Below are 22,033 nucleotides of genomic sequence, written 5' to 3'. Positions count from 1 at the left end.
CACCACCCCCGCCCGCACCGCCGTCGCCACGAAACGCGAGCGCGACCCCGTCGCCGCCAAGCAGGCCCTCATCGCCGCCGCAGTGGCCGAGTTCGCCACCAAGGGCTTCGCGGGCGCACGCGTCGACGAGATCGCCGCCAACGCCGGCGTCAACAAGCAGCTCGTGTACCACTACTTCGACAGCAAGCAGGGGCTGTACCTGGTGGCGCTCGAATCGGTCTACGCCGAGATCCGCGAGAAGGAACAGAAGCTCACGCTCGACGAACTCGAGCCGCTCGAAGCCATGAAGCAGCTGGTGGCCTTCTCGTTCGACTACCTGGCCGAGCACCCCGAGTTCATCGCGCTGCTGGCCGACGAGAACCGCAACCACGGCGCGCACCTGCGCGAGTCGGAGCGGCTGCAGAAGATGCACTCGCCCTTCATCGAGATGCTCGAGGCCACGCTCGAGCGCGGCGTGGCGGCGGGCGTGTTCCGGCCCGACTTCGACGCGATCAACCTCTACATCTCGATCGCCGGCATCTCGTATTTCTTCTTCTCCAACAACCACACGCTGTCGGCCATCTTCGGCAAGCCGCTCGATGCACGCGGCGCGCTGCTGCAGCGCCGCCGGCACGTGATCGAGTTCGCGCTCAATGCCTTGCGGCCCGACAAGGCCGCCGCATGAAAATTATCAACTAGTTGGTTGACTCGGGTCGTGGCGACTCCTATGATTCGCCGCATTGCTTCCTAGACCCAGGAATTGAGATGACGGCACCTGATGGCGCTCTGGCGCCCCCCGCACCTGCGCCCTTGTCGGGCGAGCGCCCCGAATGGCAGCGCTGGGCCCTCGTGGTCGCGGTGCATCTGGCGGGCATCGCGCTGTGGGAGCTCGCGGTGCGGGTCTTCGCGATCCAGCCCTTCATCCTGCCGGCGCCCTCGAAGGTGCTGGCCACGCTGGCCAACCCGAACTACAGCTGGCTCAAGAACACCGGCGTCACCGCGCTCGAAGTGTTCGGCGGCTACGCACTGGGGCTGGTGCTCGGCATTCTTTGCGCGCTGCTCTTCATCACCAGCAAGCGGCTGATGCTGCTGGTGTTCCCGCTGCTGGTCACGCTCAACATGATCCCCAAAGTGGCGATGGGACCGCTGGTGATCGTGTGGTTCAGCTACGGCATCGGGCCGAACATCCTCATCACGTTCAGCCTGTGCTTCTTCCCCATCCTGCTGACCACCATCCGCGGCCTGAACGAGACCGAGCCCGAGCTGCTCGACCTGGTGCGCGCGCTCAAGGGCTCGCGCTGGCAGCTGTTTCGCTACATCCAGCTGCCGGGCTCGCTGCCGTACGTGTTCTCGGGCATGAAGGTCGCCACCATCCTCGCCGTGGCGGGCGCGGTGGTGGGCGAGTTCATCGCCTCGGAACGCGGCCTGGGCTATCTGATGATCCAGGTCCAGGCCTCGCTGGACACGCCCGCGGTCTTCATGGCCGTGCTGCTCATCACGGGCCTGGGCGTGCTGCTCTATCTGCTGGTGCTTCTGCTGGAGCGCCTCTTCATCACCCAGGACGCAAGAATCCAATGACCTCCACGCCTGTCCTCGACGACCTGCCCTTTCCCGAGCGCTTCGAGAGCGAAGCCGCGCTTGAAGACTACCTGGCCACGCCCTCGCGCGACCTCGTGCGCGACATGGCCCGCCTCGATGGCGACCTGATGATCCTCGGCGTGGGCGGCAAGATGGGCCCGACGCTGGCCCGCCTTGCGAAGAACGCCATGCCCGGGCGCCGCGTGATCGCCGTCGCCCGCTTCAGCGAGGCCGGCGTGCGCGAGGCACTCGAAGCGCACGGCATCGAGACCATCGCCTGCGACCTGCTCGACCGCGCCGCCATCGCCGCGCTGCCGCCGTGCGCCAACGTGGTCTTCATGGCCGGGCGCAAGTTCGGCGCGGACGCCGACAACCCGCTGACCTGGGCCATGAACGCGCACGTGCCGGCGCTGGTGGCCGAGCACTTCCACGCCTCGCGCATCGTCGCCTTCTCGACCGCCTGCGTGTACCCCTTCGTGCCCGTGACCAGCCAGGGTGCGAGCGAGAGCGACGCGCCCAACCCGCCCGGCGAATATGCCAACTCGTGCGTGGGCCGCGAGCGCATGTTCGAGTACTTCTCGCAGCGCCACGGCACGCCGGGCCGCCTGTTCCGCCTGAGCTACGCCATCGACCTGCGCTACGGCGTGCTGGCCGACGTGGCGCTCAAGGTGTGGCGCGGCGACCCGGTCGACGTGACCATGGGTCACGTCAACGTGATCTGGCAGGGCGACGCGAACGCGCAGGCGCTGCGCTGCCTCGCGGCGGCCACCGTGCCGACCTCGCCGCTGAACGTGAGCGGGCCCGAGACGACGTCGATCCGCTGGCTCGCGGAAGAGTTCGCGCGCCAGTTCGACAAGCCCGTGACGATCAGCGGGCAAGAGGCCCCGACCGCGTGGCTGATGAACACCGGCGAAGCCGAGCGCCTGTTCGGCTATCCGCGCGTGCCGCTGGCGCAGCAGATCCGCTGGGTGGCCGACTGGATCTCGCGCGAGCAGCGCCAGTACGGCAAGCCGACAAAATTCGAATCGCGCGACGGCAAGTACTGAGGCCATGACCATGCCCGCCGTCGAAGCCCTCACGTCGATCACACCCGGCATCGCCCCGATGCTGGACGCGCTGGTCGCCGCGAGCGGCTGGAACCAGACCGCACACGACTGGCGGCTGTTCGAGCGGCTCGGCACGCTGCATGGCGTGCGCGATGGCGAGGGCCAACTCGTCGCCAGCGGCGCCGTGCTGCCGATGGAAGGCGTGGCGTGGATCAGCATGATCCTCGTGATGCCCGCCGCGCGCGGACAAGGCCTGGGCCGCGCGGTGTTCGCGCGCTGCTTAGAGCAAGTGAAAGCCGCCGGCCTCGTCGCCATGCTCGACGCCACGCCGCAGGGCGAGTCGCTCTATGCGGGCTTCGGCTTCACGCCGCTGTGGCGGCTCACGCGCTGGCAGCGCGAAGCCGCCCCCGCCACCGCATCGCTCCCCACCGACAAACCGGCCCTCGACAACCTGGCGGCGCTCGACGCGCAGGCGCTGGGCTTCGCGCGCCCCGCCCTGCTCGCCGACCTGCTCGGCCGCGAGGACAGCCGCTGCGTGCGCAACGGCTTGGGCTTCGGCCTCGCGCGCGCGGGCCGCACCGCGCACCACATCGGGCCACTGCTGTCGTCCGACGAGGCCACGGCCGCCGCGCTGCTGACGCAGGCTGCACGCAGCATCGACGGACGCATCTACATCGACGTGCCCGACGACCGCAAGGCCATGACCACCGCACTGCGCGCTGCCGGCTTCACACCGCAGCGCGGCTTCGCACGCATGGCACTGGCCACGCGCGAGGGCGTGCAGCCGCCCACCGGACACCCCGCCTTCATCCACGCCATCGCCGGCCCCGAGTTCGCCTGAGGACCTTCGCCCATGCCACTGAACCGCTCCGACCTTCCCGCCGACGTGCTTGCGCTGCTGTCGCAAGGCACCGTCATCCCGGCGCACCCGCTCGCACTCGACGCGCATCGCCAGCTCGACCGCCAGCGCCAGCGCGCGCTCACGCGCTACTACGTCGATGCCGGCGTGGGCGGCATCGCGGTGGGCGTGCACACCACGCAGTTCGCGATCCGCGAGCGCGGCCTGTACGCCACCGTGCTCGAGGCCGCGATGCAGGACCACCTGGCCTGGAACGACCGCCCGATGGCGATGATCGCCGGCCTGTGCGGCCCGACCGCGCAGGCGCGGGCCGAGGCGCGCACCGCCGTCTCCCTGGGCTATCACGCAGGGCTGCTGAGCCTCGCGGCACTGGCCGGCGCGTCGGAAGACGCGCTCATCGCCCACTGCGAGGCGGTGGCGCAGGAGATTCCGCTGATCGGCTTCTACCTGCAGACCGTGGTCGGCGGCCCGGTCCTGTCGAGCGACTTCTGGCGCCGCTTCGCGCTCATTCCGAACGCGCTGGCGATCAAGGTCGCGCCCTTCAACCGCTACCGCAGCATCGACGTGGTGCGCGGGCTGGTCGATGCACGCGCCGAGGAGCGCGTGTTCCTCTACACCGGCAACGACGACCACATCGTGCTCGACCTGGCGCTGCCCTTTGCCGCGATGCGCGACGGCGCGCCCGTGCAGGTGCGCTTTCGCGGCGGCCTGCTGGGCCACTGGTCGGTGTGGACGTCGAGCGCGGTGCACCAGCTGCAGCAGATCAAGGCCGAGCTGGCCGCCAGCGGCGGCGCGCTGAGCCCCGCCCTGCTCGCGCTCGATTCGCGCGTGACCGACTGCAACGCCGCCTTCTTCGACGTGGCGAACAACTTCCACGGCTGCATCGCGGGCTGCCACGAGGTGTTGCGGCGCCAGGGCCTGCTCGAAGGCATCTGGTGCCTCGACCCGGAAGAAGGCCTCGGCCACGGACAGTCGGCGGAGATCGACCGCGTCTACCGCCAGCACGGCGACCTGGCCGACGACGCCTTCGTGCGCGACAACCTCGCACGGTGGCTGGCATGAGCGCGGTGCTCGCGCCCGCGCAGGAGGCGCCGCTGATCCGCATGCGGCAGCTGCGCAAGGTCTACCGCAAGCGCAACGAAGAATTCCTCGCAGTGTCCGACGTCACGATGGACGTGCATGCGGGCGACATGATCTCACTGGTCGGTCCCTCGGGCTGCGGCAAGTCGACGCTGCTGAAAATTCTCTCGGGCCTGCACGGCCACGACGGCGGCACGCTCGAGATCGGCGGCCCCGGCGGTACAGGCTTCAACGCAGGCCGCGATGTCGGCATGGTGTTCCAGCAGCCGCTGCTGCTGAAGTGGCGCACCATTCTCGAGAACGTGCTGCTGCCCGCCGACATCCTCGGGCTGGACCGCAAGGCCGCCAAGGCGCGCGCGCACGAGTTGCTCGACATGGTCGGCCTCACGGGCTTCGCCGACAAGCTGCCTTACGAACTCTCGGGCGGCATGCAGCAGCGCGCCGCCATCGCGCGTGCGCTCATCCACGACCCGAAGCTGGTGCTCATGGACGAGCCCTTCGGCGCGCTCGATGCGCTCACGCGCGAAAAAATGAACCTGGAGATGCTGCGCATCTGGGAGCGCAGCCGCAAGACCTTCATCGTGGTCACGCACAGCATTCAGGAAGCCGTGTTCCTGGGCTCGCACTGCGCGGTGCTCACGGCCGGCCCGGCGCGCATGGCCGACTTCTTCCGCATCGAGCTGCCCGAGCCGCGCAAGCTGCACGTGAAAACCAGCCCGGAGTTCGGCGAGTACGTGCGCCGCATCTACGACCTGCTGGGCGTGGACTGAGTCCCGCGCAGCAGGTCGGTTCAGTTCAGCTGGGTTGCAGCTGCTGGATTTCCTTGGCGCGCGCCACTTCCACTTCGCGCGGCAAGGTCACCGCGTTCTTCACGGCCAGGATCTCGGCCATCACGCTCACCGCGATCTCGGGCGGTGTCTTGCTGCCGATGAAGATGCCGATGGGCCCGCGCAGGCGTGCGAGCGACTCGGCCGTCTGGTCGAAGTGTTCGATCATGCGGTCGCGCCGCGCGTCGGCGTTGCGGCGCGAACCGATGGCGCCCACGTAGAAGGCCTCGCTCTGCAACGCCTCGAGCAGCGCGAGGTCGTCCAGCTTGGGGTCGTGCGTGAGCGCGACCACGCAGCTGCGGCGGTCGGGCTTGAAGGCCAGCACGGCGTCGTCGGGCATCTCGGTGGTGATCGTCACGCCGGACAGCGTCCACGCGGTGCGGTACTCGGCGCGCGGGTCGCACAGCGTCACGGCGAAGCCGCTGAACTTGGCCATGGTCGCGAGGTATTCGGCGAGCTGGCCGGCGCCGATCAGCAGCATGCGGTACTCGGGGCCGAAGGTGTTGGTGAGCTCGGTGTCGTTCACCGTGAGCTCGTCGGGCGCGGTCGCCTCGGCCAGCCGCACCGCGCCGGTGGCCAGCGTCACCGTGCGGCGCATGAGCTTGCCGCGTTCGAGTTCGGCAACCAGCGTGTCGAGCGCGTCGGCGTCGGGCGCGTATTCGAGCAGCAGCTCGAGCGTGCCGCCGCAGGGCAGGCCGAAGCGGTGCGCCTCGTCGGCCGTGATGCCGTACTTGACGAGCGCGGGCGGCGCGCCCAGCGGCACGTCTTCGCCCTTGCCGTGGGCGTGGCTGTAACGCGCGATCAGATCGTCCTCGATGCAGCCGCCCGAGACCGAGCCGACCACGGCGCCGTCCTCGGCCAGCGCCATGATCGAGCCCACGGGCCGCGGCGACGAGCCCCAGGTGCGCACCACGGTGGTCAGCAGCGCGCGCTTGCCGGCACGCCGCCAGTCGCGCAGCGTGCGCAGCACCATGACGTCGAGGTTTTCCATGGCAGGACCCTGTGCGTCAGGCGGCGTCGCCCGGGGTGGAGGCGTCTTCGCCGTCCTTCTTGCCGAAGCCCATCTTCTTCATGAGGCCCGACATCACGCCGGCCTTCTCGGCGGGCGCCTCGGCCGCCGCTTCCGCGGGCGGTGCAGGCGGCGGGCCGTAGCGGCTTTGCATCTCGGCCTCGAAGCGCTTGAAGAAATCGTCGGCGGTGGACTTGGCCGCGCCGTCGATCAGGCGTTGGCCGAGCTGGGCGATCTTGCCGCCGACCTGGGCCTGCACGGTGTAGTCGAGTTCGCAGCCGGCAGGAGTCGGAGCCACGGGGGAGGCTTCGGCAGCAGGTGCGCCCTCCGCGGTGGGGGCGCTGTCGGCCACGGCCACCGGCTTGAGCGACACGCTCGACGAGCCCTTGGCAAACCCCGCCACGCCGCCCTGCCCCTCGAAGGTGAGCTTGTAGCCGTCGGGCGCGACGATGTCCGACAGCATCACCTTGCCGCTGAACTTGGCCGACACCGGACCGATCTTCACGGCCAGCGCCACGCTGTAGGTGTTGTCGCCCGTGAGCTCGAACTTGTCGCAGCCGGGGATGCACTTCTTGAGCGTCTCGGGATCGTTGAGCGCGTCCCAGGCCTGTTGTTGGGTGACGCCGAGGCGGCGGTTTCCGAGCATTTCCATGGTGGGTTTCCTTTGTTCCTTCCTGAGTCCGGTCCTAGCGACTGGCGCGCATCAGCGCGGCCAGGCTGGCGGCCAGCTGTTCGAGTGCATTCAGATTGTGGACCGCCAGCATCGCGTCCGCATGGCGGTGCAGCACGGCGGCCCCACGCGCCAGAGGGGCGTAGCCCTCGAAGCGCAGCAGCGGGTTGAGCCACAGCAGCCGGCGCGAATGGCGCTTCAGCCACTGCAACTCGGTCTCGAGCAAGGCGGGCTCGCCCGTGTCGAGGCCGTCGCTGATCACCAGCACCAGCGTGCGCCGGCCGATGAGCCGGCGCGCGTGCGACTGGCGCAGCTCGGCCAGCGAACCGCCCAGCCGCGTGCCGCCCGCGAAGTCGTCGATGGCCAGGCTGGCGGCCCCCAGCATGGCGTCGGTGTCGGCCAGCCGGAAGGCGGGCGTGAGGTCGGTCAGCCGCGTGCCGAAGGCGAACACGTCGCGCCGCCCGGCCCGTCGCGTGGCGGCATGCAGGAAGGCCAGCAGCAGGCGGGCGTAGCGCTCCATCGAGCCCGACACATCGACCAGCACCAGGAGCGGCAAGGGCTGCTCGCGCCGCGCCAGCCGGGGCAGGCGCAGGATCTCGCCGCCGGTGCGGGCCGCCTCGTGCAGCACGCCGGGCCAGTGCATGCGCGCGTGCGCGCGGCCGGCATCGCCCGCCGGGCGCAGTCGGCGCGCGGGCAGTTCGGGCACCGGCAAGCGGATGTCGCGCGCCAGCCGCTCGACCAGCCGGTACTCGGCCGCGCCCAGCGCGTTGAAGTCGGCATGCTGCAGCCGCTGGCGGTCGCTGGCCGTCATGGCGGCGTCGAACTTGATTTCCTCGTCGGGCTTCGTCGGCGCCGCGGGCTTCACGGCGTCGCGCGGCGGGCTCAGCGCCTCGCGCACGCGCGGGCGGCGCTTGGAGGGCTCGGCCTTGCCCTCGGCGCTGGGCAACATCTGGGCGAGCAGCTTGTTGGCCAGCTCGGGGTCGCGAAACCACGCGTCGAAGAGTTCGCGGAACACCAGCCGGTCCTGCTCGCGGCTGACCATCACGGCTTCCATGGCGGCGCCCAGGTCGAGCTTGTCTTCGACGCCGACCAGCGTGGCCGCCTCGGTGGCGAGCGCGATGCGCATGGCGTCGGTGCGCACGCCGGCGCGGCGCAGTGCGCGGCCGAAGGCGGCGATGTTGCCCGCCAGCTTGCCGCTGCGCACGTCGCCGAGTTGCTGGATGCCGGCCATGTAGGTGCCTCGGCCTCGCTTAGCCGGCGAGCGGTTCCTCGGGCCTCAGCAGGTCGGAGGCCAGCTCGTGCGTCAGCGCTGCCACGTCATCGCGCTGCTTGAAGAGGATGCCGGCGGTGTCGACGACCACCTCGGGGTCGAGTTCGACGGTGTCGAGCGCGATGAGCGCCCGCGCCCACTCCACGCTTTCGGCGATGCCCGGCGCGCGCTGGAAGGCATTGACGAACGGCGCCGAACGCAGCCGCGCGACGAAGGCCGCCACCTGCGCCGACAGCGCCTCGCCGGCCTGCGGCACCTGCGCGCGCACGATGGCGAGCTCACGCTCGCGCTCGGGGTAGTCGAGCCAGTGGTAGAGGCAGCGCCGCTTCACGGCGTCGTTGAGTTCGCGCGTGCGGTTGCTGGTGAGCAAGGTCACGGGCGGCACCACGGCGCGCACGGTGCCCAGCTCGGGAATGCTGACCTGGTACTCGCCCAGGTATTCGAGCAGGAAGGCTTCGAAGGGCTCGTCGGCGCGGTCCACCTCGTCGATCAGCAGCACCGAGCCAGGGGCCGGCGTCTGCAGTGCCTGCAGCAGCGGGCGGCGGATCAGGTAGTGCGGCTGGTAGACCTCGGCCTCCACGTCGCGTGCTGCTCCGGTGGCCTCGGCCGCGCGCATGTGCAGCAGCTGCGCGGCGTAGTTCCATTCATACAGCGCCTCGCGCTGCTCCATGCCGTCGTAGCACTGCAGGCGCAGCAGCTCGCGGTTCAGGGCCGTCGACAGCGCCTTGGCCAGCTCGGTCTTGCCGACGCCGGGCTCGCCTTCGAGCAGCAGCGGGCGCTGCAGCTTGAGCGCGAGGAACACCGCGGTGGCCAGGCGGCGGTCGGCAAAGTAGCCGGCCTGCCGCAAGCCGTCGGAAAGGGCGTCGATGGTCGGGAAGATCATGGGCAAGCGTAGCGGAAGACGCGAGGGTGTCGCGCCTTCCGGTGGGCGGCGGCGCAGGGCGGCTTCAGCCGAGTGCTTTGGTCACGGCGCGCTGCGTCAGCACGCTGATCAGGTTCGCGCGGTAGGCGGCCGAGGCATGCAGGTCGCTGTTCAGGTCGCTCGCGTCGATCTTCACGGCCGCGGCGGACGCGGCGGTGAAGCTCTTGTTGAGCGCATCTTCGAGCCCGGCATGGCGGAACACGCCGTTGCCCGCGCCGGTGACGGCCACGCGCACGCCGCTGTCGTACTGCGCCAGGAAGATGCCGACCAGCGGGAAGTTCGAGGCCTTCTGGCGCAGCTTCTCGTACACCGCGCGCTTCGGAATCGGGAAGCGGATGGCGACGATCAGTTCGTCTTCTTCGAGCGCCGTGGTGAACAGGCCCTGGAAGAAGTCGTCGGCCGCAATCTCGCGCTTCGAGGTGACGATGGTCGCGCCCGAGGCCAGCACCGCGCTCGGGTAGCACGCCGCCGGGTCGTTGTTGGCCACCGAGCCGCCGACGGTGCCCATCGCGCGCACCTGCCGGTCGCCGATGCGCGACGCGAGGTCGGCCAGCGCGGGGTACGCGGCCTTCACGTCGGCGTTGTTCGCCACGTCGAGGTGGCGCGACATGGCGCCGAGGGTGATCGCGCCGCCGTCCTTCTTGATGCCGGTGAGCTCCTTGATGCCGCCGAGGTCGACGAGCTGCTCGGGCGCCGACAGCCGCAGCTTCATCGAGGCCAGCAGGGTCTGTCCGCCGGCCAGTGGCTTGCCGCCCGCGGCGATGAGCCGTGCCGCGTCCGCCACGCTGGCGGGCCGTTCGAGTGTGAAGGCATACATGGGGTGATTCCTTCTCTGTTATTTCTTGTGTCGTTCAGGGCTTGGCGGCGGCCTGCATCGCTTCCCAGACGCGGCTGGACGAAGCGGGCATGTCGAAATCCTTGACGCCCAGCGGCGCCAACGCGTCGAGCACGGCGTTGATGACCGCCGGCGGCGACCCGATGGCGCCCGCCTCGCCGCAGCCCTTGGTGCCCAGCGGGTTGTGGGTGCAGGGGGTGCAGACGGTGTCGAGCTTGAACTGCGGGAAGTCGCCGGCGCGCGGCATGGCGTAGTCCATGAAGCTGCCGGTGAGCAGCTGGCCGGTTTCGTTGTCGTACACGCAGTTCTCGAGCAGCGCCTGGCCGATGCCCTGCACCAGCCCGCCGTGCACCTGGCCCTCGACGATCATCGGGTTGATGATGGTGCCGAAGTCGTCCACCGCGGTGAAGCGGTCGACCTTGACTTCGCCAGTCTCTTTGTCGATCTCGACCTCGCAGATGTAGGTGCCGCCCGGGAAGGTGAAGTTGGTCGGGTCGTAGAAGGCGGTTTCGTTCAGGCCGGGCTCGAGCTTGTCGAGCGGGTAGTTGTGCGGCACGTAGGCCGTGAGCGCCACCTGGCCGAACGGGATCTTCTTGTCTGTGCCCTTGACCGTGAACTCGCCGTTGGCGAACTCGATGTCGGCGTCGCTCGCCTCCATCAGGTGCGCGGCGATCTTCTTGGCCTTGGTCTCGATCTTGTCGAGCGCCTTCATGATGGCCGCGCCGCCCACCGAGATGGAGCGCGAGCCGTAGGTGCCCATGCCGAAGGGCACGCGGCCGGTGTCGCCGTGCACCACGTCGACGTTCTCGACCGGAATGCCCAAGCGCGCGGCCACGACCTGCGCGAAGGTGGTTTCATGCCCCTGGCCGTGGCTGTGCGAGCCGGTGAACACCGTCACGCTGCCGGTCGGGTGCACGCGGATCTCGCCGCATTCGAACAGACCCGCGCGCGCACCGAGTGCCCCCGCGATGTTCGACGGCGCGATGCCGCAGGCCTCGATGTAGCTCGAATAGCCCATGCCGCGCAGCTTGCCCTTGGCCTCGGTCGCCGCCTTGCGCGCGGCATAACCGTCGACCTCGGCCAGCACCCGCGCCTTGTCCATGCAGGCATGGAAGTCGCCGGTGTCGTACTGCAGCGCCACGGGCGTCTGGTACGGGAAGCTGGTGATGAAGTTGCGCTTGCGGATCTCGTCCTGGCCCAGGTTCATTTCCCAGGCGCAGCGCGACACCAGGCGCTCCAGCAGGTAGGTGGCCTCGGGCCGCCCGGCCCCGCGGTACGCATCGACCGGCGAGGTGTTGGTGAACCAGGCATCGACCTCGACGTAGATCTGCGGCGTCGTGTACTGGCCCGCCAGTAGCGTGGCGTACAGGATGGTCGGCACCGCGGTCGAGAAGGTCGACAGGTAGGCGCCCAGGTTGGCGTCGGTGTGCACGCGCATGGCCAGGAACTTGCCGTCCTTGTCCATGGCCATCTCGGCGTGGCTCACGTGGTCGCGGCCGTGCGCGTCGGACAGGAAGCACTCCGAGCGCTCCGCCGTCCACTTGATGTTGCGGTTGAGCTGCTTGGCCGCCCAGGTGAGGCACACGTCTTCGGCGTACAGGAAGATCTTGGAGCCGAAGCCGCCGCCCACGTCGGGCGCGATCACGCGCACCTTGTGCTCGGGCAGGCCCAGCACGAAGGCCGTCATCAGCAGGCGCTCGACGTGCGGGTTCTGGTTCGACACGTAGAGCGTGTAGTCGTCGGTGCCGCGGGCGTAGCTGCCGATGGCCACGCGCGGCTCGATCGGGTTGGGCACGAGCCGGTTGTTGACCAGGTCGAGCTGGGTAACGTGCGCGGCGGTGGCAAACACCGCATCGACCGCCGCCTTGTCGCCCAGCGCCCACTTGTAGCACTGGTTGTCGGGCGCCTCGTCGTGCAGGGTGACGCCGCTGGCCTTCTTGGCCGCGTCGGCCACGCTCACCAGCGCGGGCAGCACGTCGTAGTCGACCACCACGGCCTCGGCCGCGTTCTTGGCCTGCTCGACCGTCTCGGCCACCACCATGGCGACGTGGTCGCCCACGTAGCGCACCTTGTTGATCGCCAGGATCGGGTGCATCGGCTCCTTCATCGGGGTGCCGTCGGGGTTGTTGATGAGCCAGCCGCAGGGCAGCCCGCCCATCTTGCCTTCGATGTCCTTGCCGCTGAAGATGCCGACCACGCCGGGCATCTTCGAGGCCTCGGCGATGTCGATGGACTTGATGACGGCATGCGCGTGCGGCGAGCGCACGAAGACCGCATGGCTCTGGTTGGCCAGCGTGATGTCGTCGGTGTAGTTGCCCGCGCCGGTCAGGAAGCGGTAGTCTTCCTTGCGCCGCAATGCCTCGCCGATGTGCGGCAGGTTGGAGAAGTCGGAAGCGCCCATGTCGCTCTCCTCAGGCCGTGACCGTGGTTTGCTGGGTCGGCACCGGATTGCCCGATGCCATGGCCTCGCCGCCCATCTTCACGGCCTTGACGATGTTCTGGTAGCCCGTGCACCGGCACAGGTTGCCCTCGAGCAGCTCGCGGATCTCCGATTCGCTCGATTTGGGGTGGTGGGTGCACAGGTCGATGGCGCTCATGACCATGCCCGGGGTGCAGAAACCGCACTGCAGGCCGTGGCATTCCTTGAAGGCCGCCTGCATGGGGTGCATGGTGCCGTCGGCGGCGGCCACGCCCTCGATGGTGGTGACGTCGGCGCCGGCCGCCTGCGCGACCAGGATGTTGCACGACTTGACCGCGCGGCCGTTCAGGTGGACCGTGCAGGCGCCGCACTGGGCGGTGTCGCAGCCGACGTGGGTGCCGGTGAGGTGAAGGTGCTCGCGGATCGCGTGCACAAGGAAGGTGTTGGGTGGGGCGTCGACCGTGACCGGCCGGCCGTTGACCTTGAAAGCGACCTGCATGTGGCTGTCTCCGTGAAAGGTGATGGCTGGTTCAGCGAGGCATCTTGGATGCCGCCCTTTCGCACTATCCTAGGCAAAAACCCTTGACACTTGCACAGAGCGCGGGAAATTCTCAAAATGAAACAGCTTGCCAACCGGCCGGCCCGCAAAAGCAGCCCTCCCCGCGCGAAGAAGAACTTTCACGATGATGTCCGCTTCCGCCGTCCCCCCTCCTGCTGAGCGCTCGCTGGCCATTGCGCAGGCGCGCCGCGAGCTGATCGACGGCGACGGCCCCCGCCCGCGCGGCAGCGTGCGGGTCGACCCGGGCATCACGCGCTCCTGGCAGCGCTGCCTGGAGGCCGGCCGCCGGCCCCAGCAGCGCGTGAGCTTCGAGCCCGTGAGCCGCACCGCCAGCCGCGAGGTCACGGAATGCAACCGGGCCCTGGTCACGGCGGCGCGTCCGGTGATCGAACGGCTCTCGCGCGCCATCGCCGACACCCGCTATTTCGCCATCCTGACCGACGCCCGCGGCATCGTGGTCGACGTGGGTACCTTGCCCGACGGCACCGACCCCGCCGCCCGCTATGCGCGCGACATCGGGCGCATCGGCGTCGACCTGTCCGAAAGCGCCATCGGCACCAGCGCCATCGGCACGGCGCTGGCCGAGCAGGAATCGGTGTGGCTGCACCGGGGTGAACACTTCTTTGACGACACCAGTGTGTACAGCTGCGCCGGCGCCCCGCTCTTCGGGCCCCGGGGCGACTGCATCGGCATGCTCGACCTCACGGGCGTGCAGGTGGTCGAGCGGCCCGAGCTGCGCCACCTGGCCACCCTGTCGGCGCGCAGCATCGAGAACCTGCTGGTGCAGCGCGAGCCCTGCGAGCTGCTGCTGCGCCTGCTCTGGCCCGGCTGCCCGAGCAGCGAGACCACCGAGGGCCTGCTGTGCATCGACGCCGCGGGCCATGTCACCGGCGCCAACGCGGCGGCGCGGCAGATGCTGCACCAGCCGCTGGTCTGCCATGCCGGCGGCCTGCATTTCAACGACCTGTTCGCGCTGCCGCTGCACATGATGTTCGACGCCGCCCGGCGCGGCGACGCCATGCTCGAGGTGCCGCTGTGGTCGGGCCTGCGGGTGCAGGTGCGGGCCCAGCGCGGCGGCGGCGAGCACGGCGACGTGACCGGCGCTGCAACCGACGGCCGCCCCCGCCTGCGCGACGTGGAAACCGCGCTGATCCGCAAGGCGGTGAGCGACGCGCGCGGCAATGTGGCCGAGGCGGCGCGCACGCTGGGCATCAGCCGCGCCACGGTCTACCGCAAGCTCTGGCGCGGTCGGCCCACGGGCGACTGACCCCCCTTTCAGGCGCCCACAGGCACCTTGTCGAGAAAACCCGTCACCGCACGCAGCTTGCCCGCGTCCAGCTGCGCGAAGTCGGTGCCCTGGATCAGGTCGTCGGCACCGCTCGGGCCCAGGGTCCACGAGAAGCGCAGGTTGTCGCCGTGCGCCTCGGCCTTGCCCAGCAGGTGGAAGCGAAAGCCCGGATAGCGCTGGTGCACCGCGCCGACCAGCGCGCTGATCTGCTCGCGGCCGCTGGCCTGCGCCATCGGGTCGACATAGCGGGCGTCGGCGGTCCAGCCGGCGTCGATGAGCGCGGCGCGGCGCGCGGCGTCGGTCTCGTTCCAGACGGCGATGTAGCCCGTGGCGATGGCATGGGCGTCGTGGGCGGCGGTGTTCATGGCGACTGTTCCTTTCGAGGGTTCGACCCGCAACAGCGCGGGGTGAAGGAATGGTCGCGGGGCACGCGCCGCGCGTCGATGACGTGGCAGGTTATGCGGGCGCGTCCATCGCCGCGTTCGCGTCGAGCGGAAACACCGGCCGGCGCACCTGGCTGAACGGGAACAGGCTGTAGTCGGAGCTGGTCACGCCCGGGCTGTCGCACTCCACCAGCGCCGCCGACAGCGGCTCGAACACCGGCCGGCAGTACATGCGCGACTTCAGCAGCAGGAAGCGCTCGGTGCGCGGGTCGAGCCCGGTGCATTCGAACACGCCGATGTCCCATGGCTCCTGCGTGCGCTCCGTAACCACGATGCGCGCCGCGCCGATGTCGAACAGCACGGTGCGCCCCATGCTGCTGCGCTGGCCGGTGTAGGTGGGGCCGGTGATCACGTACTCGCCGTCGCTGATGGTTCGCACCATGCCGGTCAGCCGCACCGGTGTCTTCTTCAGGCCGATGCCTTCCAGCGACACCTTGTTGCCCAGCGCCACCGTCACCTCGGCGCCCTCGCCCGCCGCGACCAGCGCGGCCACCGCCTCGGGGTCGCACAGCGGCCCGACACCGATGCCGTCCAGGCCCTGCGCCAGCGCTTCCTGCAGCACGTCCATGGTGTCGCAGCTGCCGCCCGACATGCAGTTGTCGCCGTGGTCGAGCAGCAGCACCGGGCGCGTGGCGCCGCCCGCGATGAGCTTCGCGCGCGCGACCGACGCGGCCAGCGGCTCGCTGCGGTAGATGAAGGCCTCGCGCTCGGCCCACATCTGCGCCGCGATGCGGTCGGCCGTGGCCTGTGCGCGCGCGGGCGATTGCGCATCGACCACGATCACGCTCATGCACGGCGCCGTGATGTCCGACAGCGAAAAGCCCGCCAGGATCGACACCGCCAGCGACTCGGATTCTTCCGCCGCGCGCGCCGCCTCGATGGCCCGCTGCATCGCGCCGGTGAACGAGGCGCTGCGCAGCGTGTGCGCCATCAGCGGCAGCTGGCGCCAGCGCATGTGCGGCTGGCTGCGCCCGGCCAGCAGGTCGAACAGCAGGCGGCCGGCGTGTTCGCCGGTCTCGTACATGTCGACGTGCGGGTAGGTCTTGAAGCCGACGATCACGTCGGCGTTCTCCACCATCTCGGGCGTCACGTTGGCATGCAGGTCCAACGCCACGCCGATGGGCACGCCGGGCGCCGCGGCGCGCAGGCGAACCAGCAGGTCGCCTTCGCCGTCGGTGCTGTTCTGCGCCACCATCGCGCCGTGCAGGTCGAGCAGGATCGCATCGCAGCCGGGCGCCGCATCGACGATGCATTGCGTGAGCGTGGTGTAGGCCTGCGCATCGACCGGCCCGCTCGGGTTGGCCGAGGCCGACACCGGCGTGACGAGCTGCGCGCCTGCCGCTTCGGCCAGGTCGATGAAGGCCGACATCGCGGTGCGCATGCCCTTGTTGTCGGTGTAGGCCCGTTCGCCGAAGGTCGGGCCGTCGGGCCCGAAGGCCGCGAGCGGCGTGGGCACAGGCGAGAAGGTGTTGGTCTCGTGGTTGAGACGTGCGATCAGGACTTTCATTGGGCAAACTTTCCGGCGCTGCCCAGCATGGTGATGTCACCGAAGCTGGAGCCGTTGCGGTTGTCGGGACGGAACGCGACCGTGAAGCCGTTCAGGTTCATGGGCGGCGAGTTCTCGATGCTGCGGCGCAGCGATTCGGTGGTGATCGGCCCCTTCACGCGCTGCAGCGATTCCGCGAAGGCCTTGGCCGTGATGTAGCCCTCCAGCCCCAGGTAGGAGCCTTCGCCTTCGCTGCCCGCGGCCTTCCTCGCGCGCTGGTATTCGTTGACGATGGGAAAGCGCGTCTTCCAGAACGGCGGCACCACCTGCGACAGCACGATGCCGCGGCTCTTGTCGCCGAGTTCCTTGTACAGAAGGAACGAGCTCGCCACCGAGTTCGTGTAGATCTGCGGATGGATGGGCGCGGCCACCAGCGAGCGGATGATGTTGATGGCCGGCGTGCCGGCCGCGATGACGTACACCGCCTGCGCCCCGCTCGCGATGACCTGCTGCGCGATGGCGGGATGGTCCTTTTCCTTCGGATCGAAACGCAGCGACAGCAGGGCCGGCCGCTTGTTCTTCTCGAGCGCGGCCAGCGCGTCCTTCTCGATGCCCTTGCCGTAGGCGTCGTCGCTGGAGACGATGGCGATGCGCGTCAGGCCCACGGTCGTCAGGTGGTTCATCACACGCGAGACCTCGTCGGCATACGACTCCCGCACGTGGAAGATCGGCACCTTCGGCCCGCGCAGCACCGCCGCGCCGGTCAGCCCGCCGAAGATGAAGCTGTCGTACTTCGCCGCCACCGGCACCATGGCCGCGCCGATGCCCGTGCCCATGGTTCCGAACAAGCAGACGACGCGGTCCGTGCCGAGCAGCTTCTCGGCGTTGGCCGCGGCCTTCTCTGGGATGTAGGCGTCGTCGTAGGTGATCATCTTGACGGGCCGGCCACCGACGCCGCCCGCCTTGTTCAGCTGGTCGAGGAACAGCGTCTGGCCTTCCATGAACGCGAGGCTGTTCGGCGTGAACGGGCCGGTGAGCACCGCGGACTGGCCGACCAGGATCGGCTCTCCAGCCGCCAGGGCCGCCGTCGACGCCGCGACCAGGCCCATCGCCAGCACGCAGTGAAGGCCGATGCGGCGAAGCACCGCCTTCACGTGGCCACTCCCGCGCTCTGCAGCATCGCCTGCAGGAGCACGTTGCAGCCGGCCTCGAGGTGGTCGGGCTGCGCGTCCTCGATCTCGTTGTGGCTGATGCCGTCCAGGCAGGGCACGAAGATCATCGCCGCGGGGCACACGCGCGCGAGGTACACGGCATCGTGGCCGGCGCCGCTGATCACGTTCATCCATGTCATGCCCTGGTCCTGCGCGGCCTCGCGCACGGCCGACACCAGCGCGGGCGTGAACGGCTGCGGCGGGAAGTACACGACCTGCTCGGCCGTCGCCTCGACCTTGCCCTTGGTGGCGATGCGCTGCACGGCTTCTTTCAGGGCCGCGTCCATGGCCGACAGCACCACGTCGTCGGCCGCGCGCAGGTCGACGCTGAGCTTCACGCGGCCCGGGATCACGTTGCGCGAGTTCGGGTAGTTGTCGATCCAGCCGACCGTGCCGCGCCCGTGCGGCGCATGGGCCAGTGCGATGCGGTTCACCTCGACCACGAGTTCGGCGGCGGCCAGCAGCGCGTCCTTGCGCAGTTCCATCGGCGTGGGACCGGCGTGGGCTTCCATGCCCTGCACCACCACGTCATACCAGCGCTGGCCCAGCGCGCCCTCGACCACGCCGATGACGCGCTCGTTGGCTTCGAGCACCGGGCCCTGTTCGATGTGCGCCTCGAAGTAGGCGCCGACCGGCGACGCCGCCGCCGAGGCGGGCACGGCGCCCGCGTAGCCGATGGCCGACAGCGCCTCGGCCACGCTCACGCCCTCGGTGTCGCGCTGCGCGAGTGCGTGCTCGAGCGTGAAGGCGCCGGCGAACACGCCCGAGCCCATCATCACGGGCACGAAGCGCGAGCCTTCCTCGTTGGTCCACACCGCCACCTCGAGTGGTGCTTCGGTTTCGATGCCGGCGTCGTTCAGGCTTCGGATCACCTCCAGCCCGGCGAGCACGCCGTAGTTGCCGTCGAACTTGCCGCCCGTGGGCTGCGTGTCGATGTGGCTGCCGGTGGTGACGGGCGGCAGCGCGTTGTTGCGGCCCGCGCGGCGCGCAAAGATGTTGCCGATGGCGTCCACGCGCACTTCGCAGCCGGCCTCGCGGGCCCAGCGCGTGAAGAGGTCGCGGCCCTGTCGGTCGAGGTCGGTGAGCGCGATGCGGCACACGCCGCCCTTCTCGGTGGCGCCGAGTTGCGCGAGCTGCATCAGCGAGTCCCAGAGGCGTTGGCCGTTCACGCGCAGGGCGCGCACGTCGGGCGCGGCGGAAAGTTCGTTCGTTGTGTTCATGGTTTTTGCGACGAATGAGTGGCGGGGTCAGGCGAGCCCGACGCCGAGGTATCTGTCTTTCACGTCGTGATCGGCCATGAAGGCGGCGTTGCCAGCCTCGTGCACGATCACGCCCTGCTCCACGATGTAGTGGCGGTCGGCCAGCTGCACGCAGACCTCGAGGTTCTGCTCGACCAGCAGGATGGCCACGCCCGCGGCCTTGATGGTCTTGAGCTGCGCGACGATCTCTTCCACGATCACCGGCGCCAGGCCTTCGACGGGTTCGTCGAGGATCAGCAGGCGCGGGTGGTTCATCAGCGCGCGGCCGATGGCCAGCATCTGCTGCTCGCCGCCCGACAGCTGTCCGCCGCCGTTGCGCCGACGCTCCTTCAGGCGCGGAAAGATGCGGTAGATGTCGGCCAGCTGCCAGGGCGAATCGCGCCGCAGGCCGAGCAGCAGGTTCTCTTCCACCGTGAGCAGCTTGAAGATGCCGCGGTGCTCGGGCACGAGGCACACGCCGCGCGTGGCGATGCGGTGCGGTGGCTGGCCCGCGATGTCCGCGCCCTGGAAGCGCACGCGCCCCTTCGTGGGCGTGACGGCGCCGGCAATGCTCTTGAGCGTGGTCGACTTGCCCGCGCCGTTGCGCCCCAGCAGCGTGACCAGCTCGGCCTCGCCCACCGTGAGCGACACGCCCTGCAGCACGTGGCTCTTGCCATAGTGCGCGTGCAGGCCTTCGACTTCGAGGATGTTCGCCGCGCTCATGCCTTGCCTCCCGTGATCATGTTGCCCAGGTACGCCGTGCGCACGCGCGCGTCGGACCGGATGTCGCCCGGCAGCCCCTCGGCCAGCACGCGGCCCAGTTGCATGACGGTCACGGTGTCGGAGATGTCCATCACGATGTTCATGTTGTGCTCGATCAGCACCACGGTGTGCGCGTCGCGCAGGCCGCGGATGAGATGCTTCATGTCGTCGAGGTCGTCGATGCCCATGCCCGAGGTCGGCTCGTCCAGGAAGATGGCCTTGGGCTTGGCCGCCAGTGCCATGCCCACTTCGAGGCGGCGCTGCTGGCCGTGCGAGAGCACGCTGGCGGGCGTGTCGGCCAGCCGTTCGAGGCCGACGCGCGCGAGCACCTCGGCCACCGTGTCGGCGCAGGCGCGCTCGCCGATCGGCGCGCGCCAGCAGTTCATGGCCTGGCGCGGCGCAATGCCCTGCGCCGCCACGCGCAGGTTCTCGCGCACCGACAGGCTGGGGAACAGGCTCGTGACCTGGAACGAGCGCGCCATGCCGCGCTGCACGCGCTGGTGGTCGGGCTCGCGCGTCACGTCGTGGCCGTCGAACAGGATGCGCCCGCCCGTGGTGGTGCCGGTGCCCGTGAGCATGTGGAACAGCGTGGTCTTGCCCGCGCCGTTGGGCCCGATCACCGAGTGCACGGTGTTGCGCCGGATCTTCAGGTCGACCCCGCCGAGTGCGGCGAACTTGCCGTAGTGCTTGGTGACGCCGATGGCTTCGATGAGGATGTCGCTCATGCCTGTTCTCCTTGCACGGCCGGCGCCTTGGCCTCGGCCGCCGTCTTGCGGAACACCCGTCGCCAGGCGCTTTCGCCCAGGCCCCAGAGGCCGCGTTGCATGCCGATGCTCACGCCGATCAGCAGCAGGCCCAGCAGCAGCAGCCAGCGCGGCCACAGCGTGGAGAGCCAGTCGGCCAGCAGCACGTAGAAGGCCGAGCCCAGCACCGAGGCGAACAGGTTGCCGGTGCCGCCGATCACGGTGATGACCAGGATCATCTCGCTCGTGTGGTACTCGGCGTTGGACAGCGGCGCGATGCCGGTCATCATGGCGTGCAGGCCGCCGGCCAGGCCGGTGAGGGCGCCCGAGATCACGAAGGCCAGCAGCTTGAAGCGCTTCAGGTCGTAGCCCACGGCGGCGGCGCGGTCCTCGTTGTCGCGGATGGCGAGCAGCGTGCGGCCGAAGACCGAGTCGGTCACCTTGAGCAGCAGCGCGAACGCGGCCAGGAAGATCACCGCCACGAAGGCGTAGTACTTCCACGGCGTGTCCATGAAGGCCGGGCGCGGAACGTCGAGCAGGCCGTTGTCGCCGCCCGTGAGCCCCGAGGCCGTGTAGGCGATGAAATAGAACATTTGCGCAAAGGCCAGCGTGAGCATCACGAAGTAGGTGCCGCGCTGGCGGATGGCGACCCAGCCGACCACCGCTGCGCCCAGTGCGCCCATGCCGATGGCGGCGAGCAAGGCGAGCGGCATCGGCAGTTGCAGCCGCGTGAGCAGGATCGCGATGGTGTAGCTGCCCAGCCCGAAGAAGATGCCCTGGCCGAACGAGAGCAGCCCCGTGTAGCCCAGCAGCAGGTTGCAGCCCAGCGCGGCGAGCGCGTAGATGAGCACTTCGCTCGCGAGCGAGCCCGAGCGCATGCACAGCGGCAGCGCGAGCGCGACGATCAGCGCCAGCAGGAAGGTGTATTTCTTTGGCATGGCGCGTTCATCCTCTGCGGCCGAGCAGGCCATGCGGGCGCAGCAGCAGCACGGCGCCCATCGCGATGTAGATCATCAGGCTCGCCCCCGGCGGCCAGATGGTGCTCATGAGGCTTTGCACGATGCCGATCAGCACGCCGCCGACCAGCGCCCCGCTGAAGCTGCCGAGCCCGCCGATCACCACGACCACGAAGGCCACGCCCAGCGCCTCGACGCCCATGAAGGGCTCGGCCCCGCGGATGGGCGCAGCGAGCACGCCGGCCAGCGCCGCCGTGGCCGCGCCGAGCGCGAACACCAGGCTGAACACGCGGAACACGTTGATGCCCAGCAGCGAGACCATCTCGGTCGATTCGCTGCCCGCGCGCACCGCGCTGCCCAGGCGCGTGCCTTCGAGCACCCACCACAGCCCCACCGCGAGCACGGCGGTGAAGCCGATCACGAAGAGCCGGTACTTCGGGTAGATGAAGCTGCCCCACATCACCACGCCCTGCAGCAGGTCGGGCGTGGGCACGCTGTTGCCCAGCGGGCCCCAGAACACGATGACGATCTCCTGCACCGCGAGCGCCAGGCCCACGGTCACGAGGATGTGGAACTCGTGCGCCTTGGCGTACACGCGGCGCAGCAGCAGCTTCTCGGCCAGCCAGCCGAGCGCGCCGACGAACAGCGGCACCAGCACGAGCGCGGCCCAGAAATTGAGGCCCCACTGCATGGCCTGGAAGCACAGGTAGGCGCCCAGCAGGTAGAAAGCGCCGTGCGCGAAGTTCACGAAGCGCAGCAGGCCGAACACGATGGACAAGCCAACGGCCAGCAGGAAATACAGCATGCCGATGCCGATTCCGTTGATGGTCTGGAGCAGGTAGACGGACATAGG

The 22,033-nt window shown here is 69.5% G+C and carries 22 protein-coding genes; 7 read left to right on the top strand and 15 right to left on the bottom strand.

Annotated elements, in window-relative coordinates; genetic code table 11:
* The 6 genes from AC07XP_RS25280 to AC07XP_RS25255 all read left to right on the top strand — a co-directional run.
* Positions 1-664 (top strand): TetR family transcriptional regulator (locus AC07XP_RS25280; RefSeq protein WP_495266223.1); only part of this gene is annotated, 664 nt, incomplete at its 5' end.
* An 80-nt stretch (positions 665-744) separates the two neighbouring features.
* Positions 745-1,557 (top strand): ABC transporter permease, encoded by an 813-nt coding sequence (locus tag AC07XP_RS25275; protein WP_447742336.1) that lies wholly within the window; start codon positions 745-747, stop codon positions 1,555-1,557.
* On the top strand, positions 1,554-2,603 hold the full coding sequence (locus AC07XP_RS25270; RefSeq protein WP_495266222.1) for an NAD-dependent epimerase/dehydratase family protein: 1,050 nt from the start codon (positions 1,554-1,556) through the stop codon (positions 2,601-2,603). The genes AC07XP_RS25275 and AC07XP_RS25270 overlap by 4 nt, the downstream gene beginning before the upstream one ends.
* Before the next feature lie 10 nt (positions 2,604-2,613).
* Positions 2,614-3,444: a GNAT family N-acetyltransferase gene (locus tag AC07XP_RS25265; RefSeq protein WP_495266221.1), complete on the top strand. Its 831-nt coding sequence runs from the start codon at positions 2,614-2,616 to the stop codon at positions 3,442-3,444.
* A 12-nt stretch (positions 3,445-3,456) separates the two neighbouring features.
* On the top strand, positions 3,457-4,524 hold the full coding sequence (locus tag AC07XP_RS25260) for a dihydrodipicolinate synthase family protein (protein ID WP_495266220.1): 1,068 nt from the start codon (positions 3,457-3,459) through the stop codon (positions 4,522-4,524).
* Positions 4,521-5,312 carry an ABC transporter ATP-binding protein gene (locus AC07XP_RS25255; protein ID WP_341888693.1) on the top strand — a complete coding sequence of 264 codons (792 nt, stop codon included), beginning with the start codon at positions 4,521-4,523 and terminating at the stop codon, positions 5,310-5,312. The genes AC07XP_RS25260 and AC07XP_RS25255 overlap by 4 nt, the downstream gene beginning before the upstream one ends.
* Before the next feature lie 25 nt (positions 5,313-5,337).
* Here AC07XP_RS25255 and AC07XP_RS25250 read toward each other — a convergent pair whose 3' ends face one another.
* The 7 genes from AC07XP_RS25250 to AC07XP_RS25220 all read right to left on the bottom strand — a co-directional run bounded on the left by AC07XP_RS25250 (position 5,338) and on the right by AC07XP_RS25220 (position 12,993).
* On the bottom strand, positions 5,338-6,360 hold the full coding sequence (locus tag AC07XP_RS25250; RefSeq protein WP_062468715.1) for an XdhC family protein: 1,023 nt from the start codon (positions 6,358-6,360) through the stop codon (positions 5,338-5,340).
* A 16-nt stretch (positions 6,361-6,376) separates the two neighbouring features.
* Positions 6,377-7,030: an SRPBCC family protein gene (locus AC07XP_RS25245; RefSeq protein WP_495266219.1), complete on the bottom strand. Its 654-nt coding sequence runs from the start codon at positions 7,028-7,030 to the stop codon at positions 6,377-6,379.
* A 34-nt stretch (positions 7,031-7,064) separates the two neighbouring features.
* Complete coding sequence (locus AC07XP_RS25240; protein WP_492684893.1) at positions 7,065-8,279, bottom strand: vWA domain-containing protein; 1,215 nt, start codon at positions 8,277-8,279, stop codon at positions 7,065-7,067.
* 19 nt (positions 8,280-8,298) lie between these two features.
* Entirely contained in the window at positions 8,299-9,201 is a 903-nt protein-coding gene (locus tag AC07XP_RS25235; protein WP_495266218.1) for an AAA family ATPase, read from the bottom strand.
* Between the two features lie 64 nt (positions 9,202-9,265).
* Positions 9,266-10,057: an FAD binding domain-containing protein gene (locus AC07XP_RS25230; protein ID WP_095744326.1), complete on the bottom strand. Its 792-nt coding sequence runs from the start codon at positions 10,055-10,057 to the stop codon at positions 9,266-9,268.
* Between the two features lie 34 nt (positions 10,058-10,091).
* The gene (locus AC07XP_RS25225) at positions 10,092-12,476 is read right to left on the bottom strand and encodes a xanthine dehydrogenase family protein molybdopterin-binding subunit (RefSeq protein WP_307584892.1); all 2,385 of its coding nucleotides are present in this window, start codon (positions 12,474-12,476) and stop codon (positions 10,092-10,094) included.
* 10 nt (positions 12,477-12,486) lie between these two features.
* On the bottom strand, positions 12,487-12,993 hold the full coding sequence (locus tag AC07XP_RS25220; protein ID WP_062468730.1) for a (2Fe-2S)-binding protein: 507 nt from the start codon (positions 12,991-12,993) through the stop codon (positions 12,487-12,489).
* A 187-nt stretch (positions 12,994-13,180) separates the two neighbouring features.
* On the opposite strand from AC07XP_RS25220, the gene AC07XP_RS25215 reads away from it, so the two are divergent.
* Positions 13,181-14,320 carry a helix-turn-helix domain-containing protein gene (locus AC07XP_RS25215; protein WP_495266225.1) on the top strand — a complete coding sequence of 380 codons (1,140 nt, stop codon included), beginning with the start codon at positions 13,181-13,183 and terminating at the stop codon, positions 14,318-14,320.
* A gap of 8 nt (positions 14,321-14,328) precedes the next feature.
* Here the strand turns inward: AC07XP_RS25215 and AC07XP_RS25210 are convergent, their stop codons facing one another.
* The 8 genes from AC07XP_RS25210 to AC07XP_RS25175 all read right to left on the bottom strand — a co-directional run bounded on the left by AC07XP_RS25210 (position 14,329) and on the right by AC07XP_RS25175 (position 22,030).
* Positions 14,329-14,706 (bottom strand): nuclear transport factor 2 family protein, encoded by a 378-nt coding sequence (locus AC07XP_RS25210; protein WP_492729268.1) that lies wholly within the window; start codon positions 14,704-14,706, stop codon positions 14,329-14,331.
* 91 nt (positions 14,707-14,797) lie between these two features.
* Positions 14,798-16,291, bottom strand: coding sequence for a M81 family metallopeptidase (locus tag AC07XP_RS25205; protein ID WP_495266217.1), 1,494 nt, complete (start codon positions 16,289-16,291; stop codon positions 14,798-14,800).
* The gene (locus AC07XP_RS25200) at positions 16,288-17,424 is read right to left on the bottom strand and encodes an ABC transporter substrate-binding protein (RefSeq protein WP_495266216.1); all 1,137 of its coding nucleotides are present in this window, start codon (positions 17,422-17,424) and stop codon (positions 16,288-16,290) included. Before AC07XP_RS25200 ends, AC07XP_RS25205 begins: the two co-directional genes overlap by 4 nt.
* On the bottom strand, positions 17,421-18,701 hold the full coding sequence (locus AC07XP_RS25195) for a Zn-dependent hydrolase (RefSeq protein WP_495266215.1): 1,281 nt from the start codon (positions 18,699-18,701) through the stop codon (positions 17,421-17,423). Before AC07XP_RS25195 ends, AC07XP_RS25200 begins: the two co-directional genes overlap by 4 nt.
* Before the next feature lie 27 nt (positions 18,702-18,728).
* A complete protein-coding gene (locus AC07XP_RS25190) occupies positions 18,729-19,442 on the bottom strand; it encodes an ABC transporter ATP-binding protein (protein ID WP_495266214.1) in 714 nt (237 codons plus the stop codon).
* Positions 19,439-20,206, bottom strand: coding sequence for an ABC transporter ATP-binding protein (locus AC07XP_RS25185; RefSeq protein WP_307694425.1), 768 nt, complete (start codon positions 20,204-20,206; stop codon positions 19,439-19,441). The genes AC07XP_RS25190 and AC07XP_RS25185 overlap by 4 nt, the downstream gene beginning before the upstream one ends.
* Positions 20,203-21,162, bottom strand: coding sequence for a branched-chain amino acid ABC transporter permease (locus AC07XP_RS25180; RefSeq protein ID WP_495266213.1), 960 nt, complete (start codon positions 21,160-21,162; stop codon positions 20,203-20,205). The genes AC07XP_RS25185 and AC07XP_RS25180 overlap by 4 nt, the downstream gene beginning before the upstream one ends.
* 7 nt (positions 21,163-21,169) lie before the next feature.
* Entirely contained in the window at positions 21,170-22,030 is an 861-nt protein-coding gene (locus tag AC07XP_RS25175) for a branched-chain amino acid ABC transporter permease (protein WP_095744319.1), read from the bottom strand.
* Positions 22,031-22,033: the final 3 nt, after the last annotated feature.

Source organism: Variovorax sp. GW531-E2, assembly GCF_059423125.1.
This window is presented reverse-complemented; position numbering and strand designations above follow the sequence as displayed.

Bases quoted from the DNA above. Each gene is read 5' to 3' on its own strand.
- AC07XP_RS25225 (WP_307584892.1), bottom strand. From the start codon at position 12,476: ATGGGCGCTTCCGACTTCTCCAACCTGCCGCACATCGGCGAGGCATTG.
- AC07XP_RS25270 (WP_495266222.1), top strand. From the start codon at position 1,554: ATGACCTCCACGCCTGTCCTCGACGACCTGCCCTTTCCCGAGCGCTTC.
- AC07XP_RS25210 (WP_492729268.1), bottom strand. From the start codon at position 14,706: ATGAACACCGCCGCCCACGACGCCCATGCCATCGCCACGGGCTACATC.
- AC07XP_RS25250 (WP_062468715.1), bottom strand. From the start codon at position 6,360: ATGGAAAACCTCGACGTCATGGTGCTGCGCACGCTGCGCGACTGGCGG.
- AC07XP_RS25260 (WP_495266220.1), top strand. From the start codon at position 3,457: ATGCCACTGAACCGCTCCGACCTTCCCGCCGACGTGCTTGCGCTGCTG.
- AC07XP_RS25240 (WP_492684893.1), bottom strand. From the start codon at position 8,279: ATGGCCGGCATCCAGCAACTCGGCGACGTGCGCAGCGGCAAGCTGGCG.
- AC07XP_RS25275 (WP_447742336.1), top strand. From the start codon at position 745: ATGACGGCACCTGATGGCGCTCTGGCGCCCCCCGCACCTGCGCCCTTG.
- AC07XP_RS25195 (WP_495266215.1), bottom strand. From the start codon at position 18,701: ATGAACACAACGAACGAACTTTCCGCCGCGCCCGACGTGCGCGCCCTG.
- AC07XP_RS25185 (WP_307694425.1), bottom strand. From the start codon at position 20,206: ATGAGCGACATCCTCATCGAAGCCATCGGCGTCACCAAGCACTACGGC.
- AC07XP_RS25215 (WP_495266225.1), top strand. From the start codon at position 13,181: ATGTCCGCTTCCGCCGTCCCCCCTCCTGCTGAGCGCTCGCTGGCCATT.
- AC07XP_RS25230 (WP_095744326.1), bottom strand. From the start codon at position 10,057: ATGTATGCCTTCACACTCGAACGGCCCGCCAGCGTGGCGGACGCGGCA.
- AC07XP_RS25245 (WP_495266219.1), bottom strand. From the start codon at position 7,030: ATGGAAATGCTCGGAAACCGCCGCCTCGGCGTCACCCAACAACAGGCC.
- AC07XP_RS25265 (WP_495266221.1), top strand. From the start codon at position 2,614: ATGCCCGCCGTCGAAGCCCTCACGTCGATCACACCCGGCATCGCCCCG.
- AC07XP_RS25235 (WP_495266218.1), bottom strand. From the start codon at position 9,201: ATGATCTTCCCGACCATCGACGCCCTTTCCGACGGCTTGCGGCAGGCC.
- AC07XP_RS25220 (WP_062468730.1), bottom strand. From the start codon at position 12,993: ATGCAGGTCGCTTTCAAGGTCAACGGCCGGCCGGTCACGGTCGACGCC.
- AC07XP_RS25255 (WP_341888693.1), top strand. From the start codon at position 4,521: ATGAGCGCGGTGCTCGCGCCCGCGCAGGAGGCGCCGCTGATCCGCATG.
- AC07XP_RS25180 (WP_495266213.1), bottom strand. From the start codon at position 21,162: ATGCCAAAGAAATACACCTTCCTGCTGGCGCTGATCGTCGCGCTCGCG.
- AC07XP_RS25175 (WP_095744319.1), bottom strand. From the start codon at position 22,030: ATGTCCGTCTACCTGCTCCAGACCATCAACGGAATCGGCATCGGCATG.
- AC07XP_RS25190 (WP_495266214.1), bottom strand. From the start codon at position 19,442: ATGAGCGCGGCGAACATCCTCGAAGTCGAAGGCCTGCACGCGCACTAT.
- AC07XP_RS25205 (WP_495266217.1), bottom strand. From the start codon at position 16,291: ATGAAAGTCCTGATCGCACGTCTCAACCACGAGACCAACACCTTCTCG.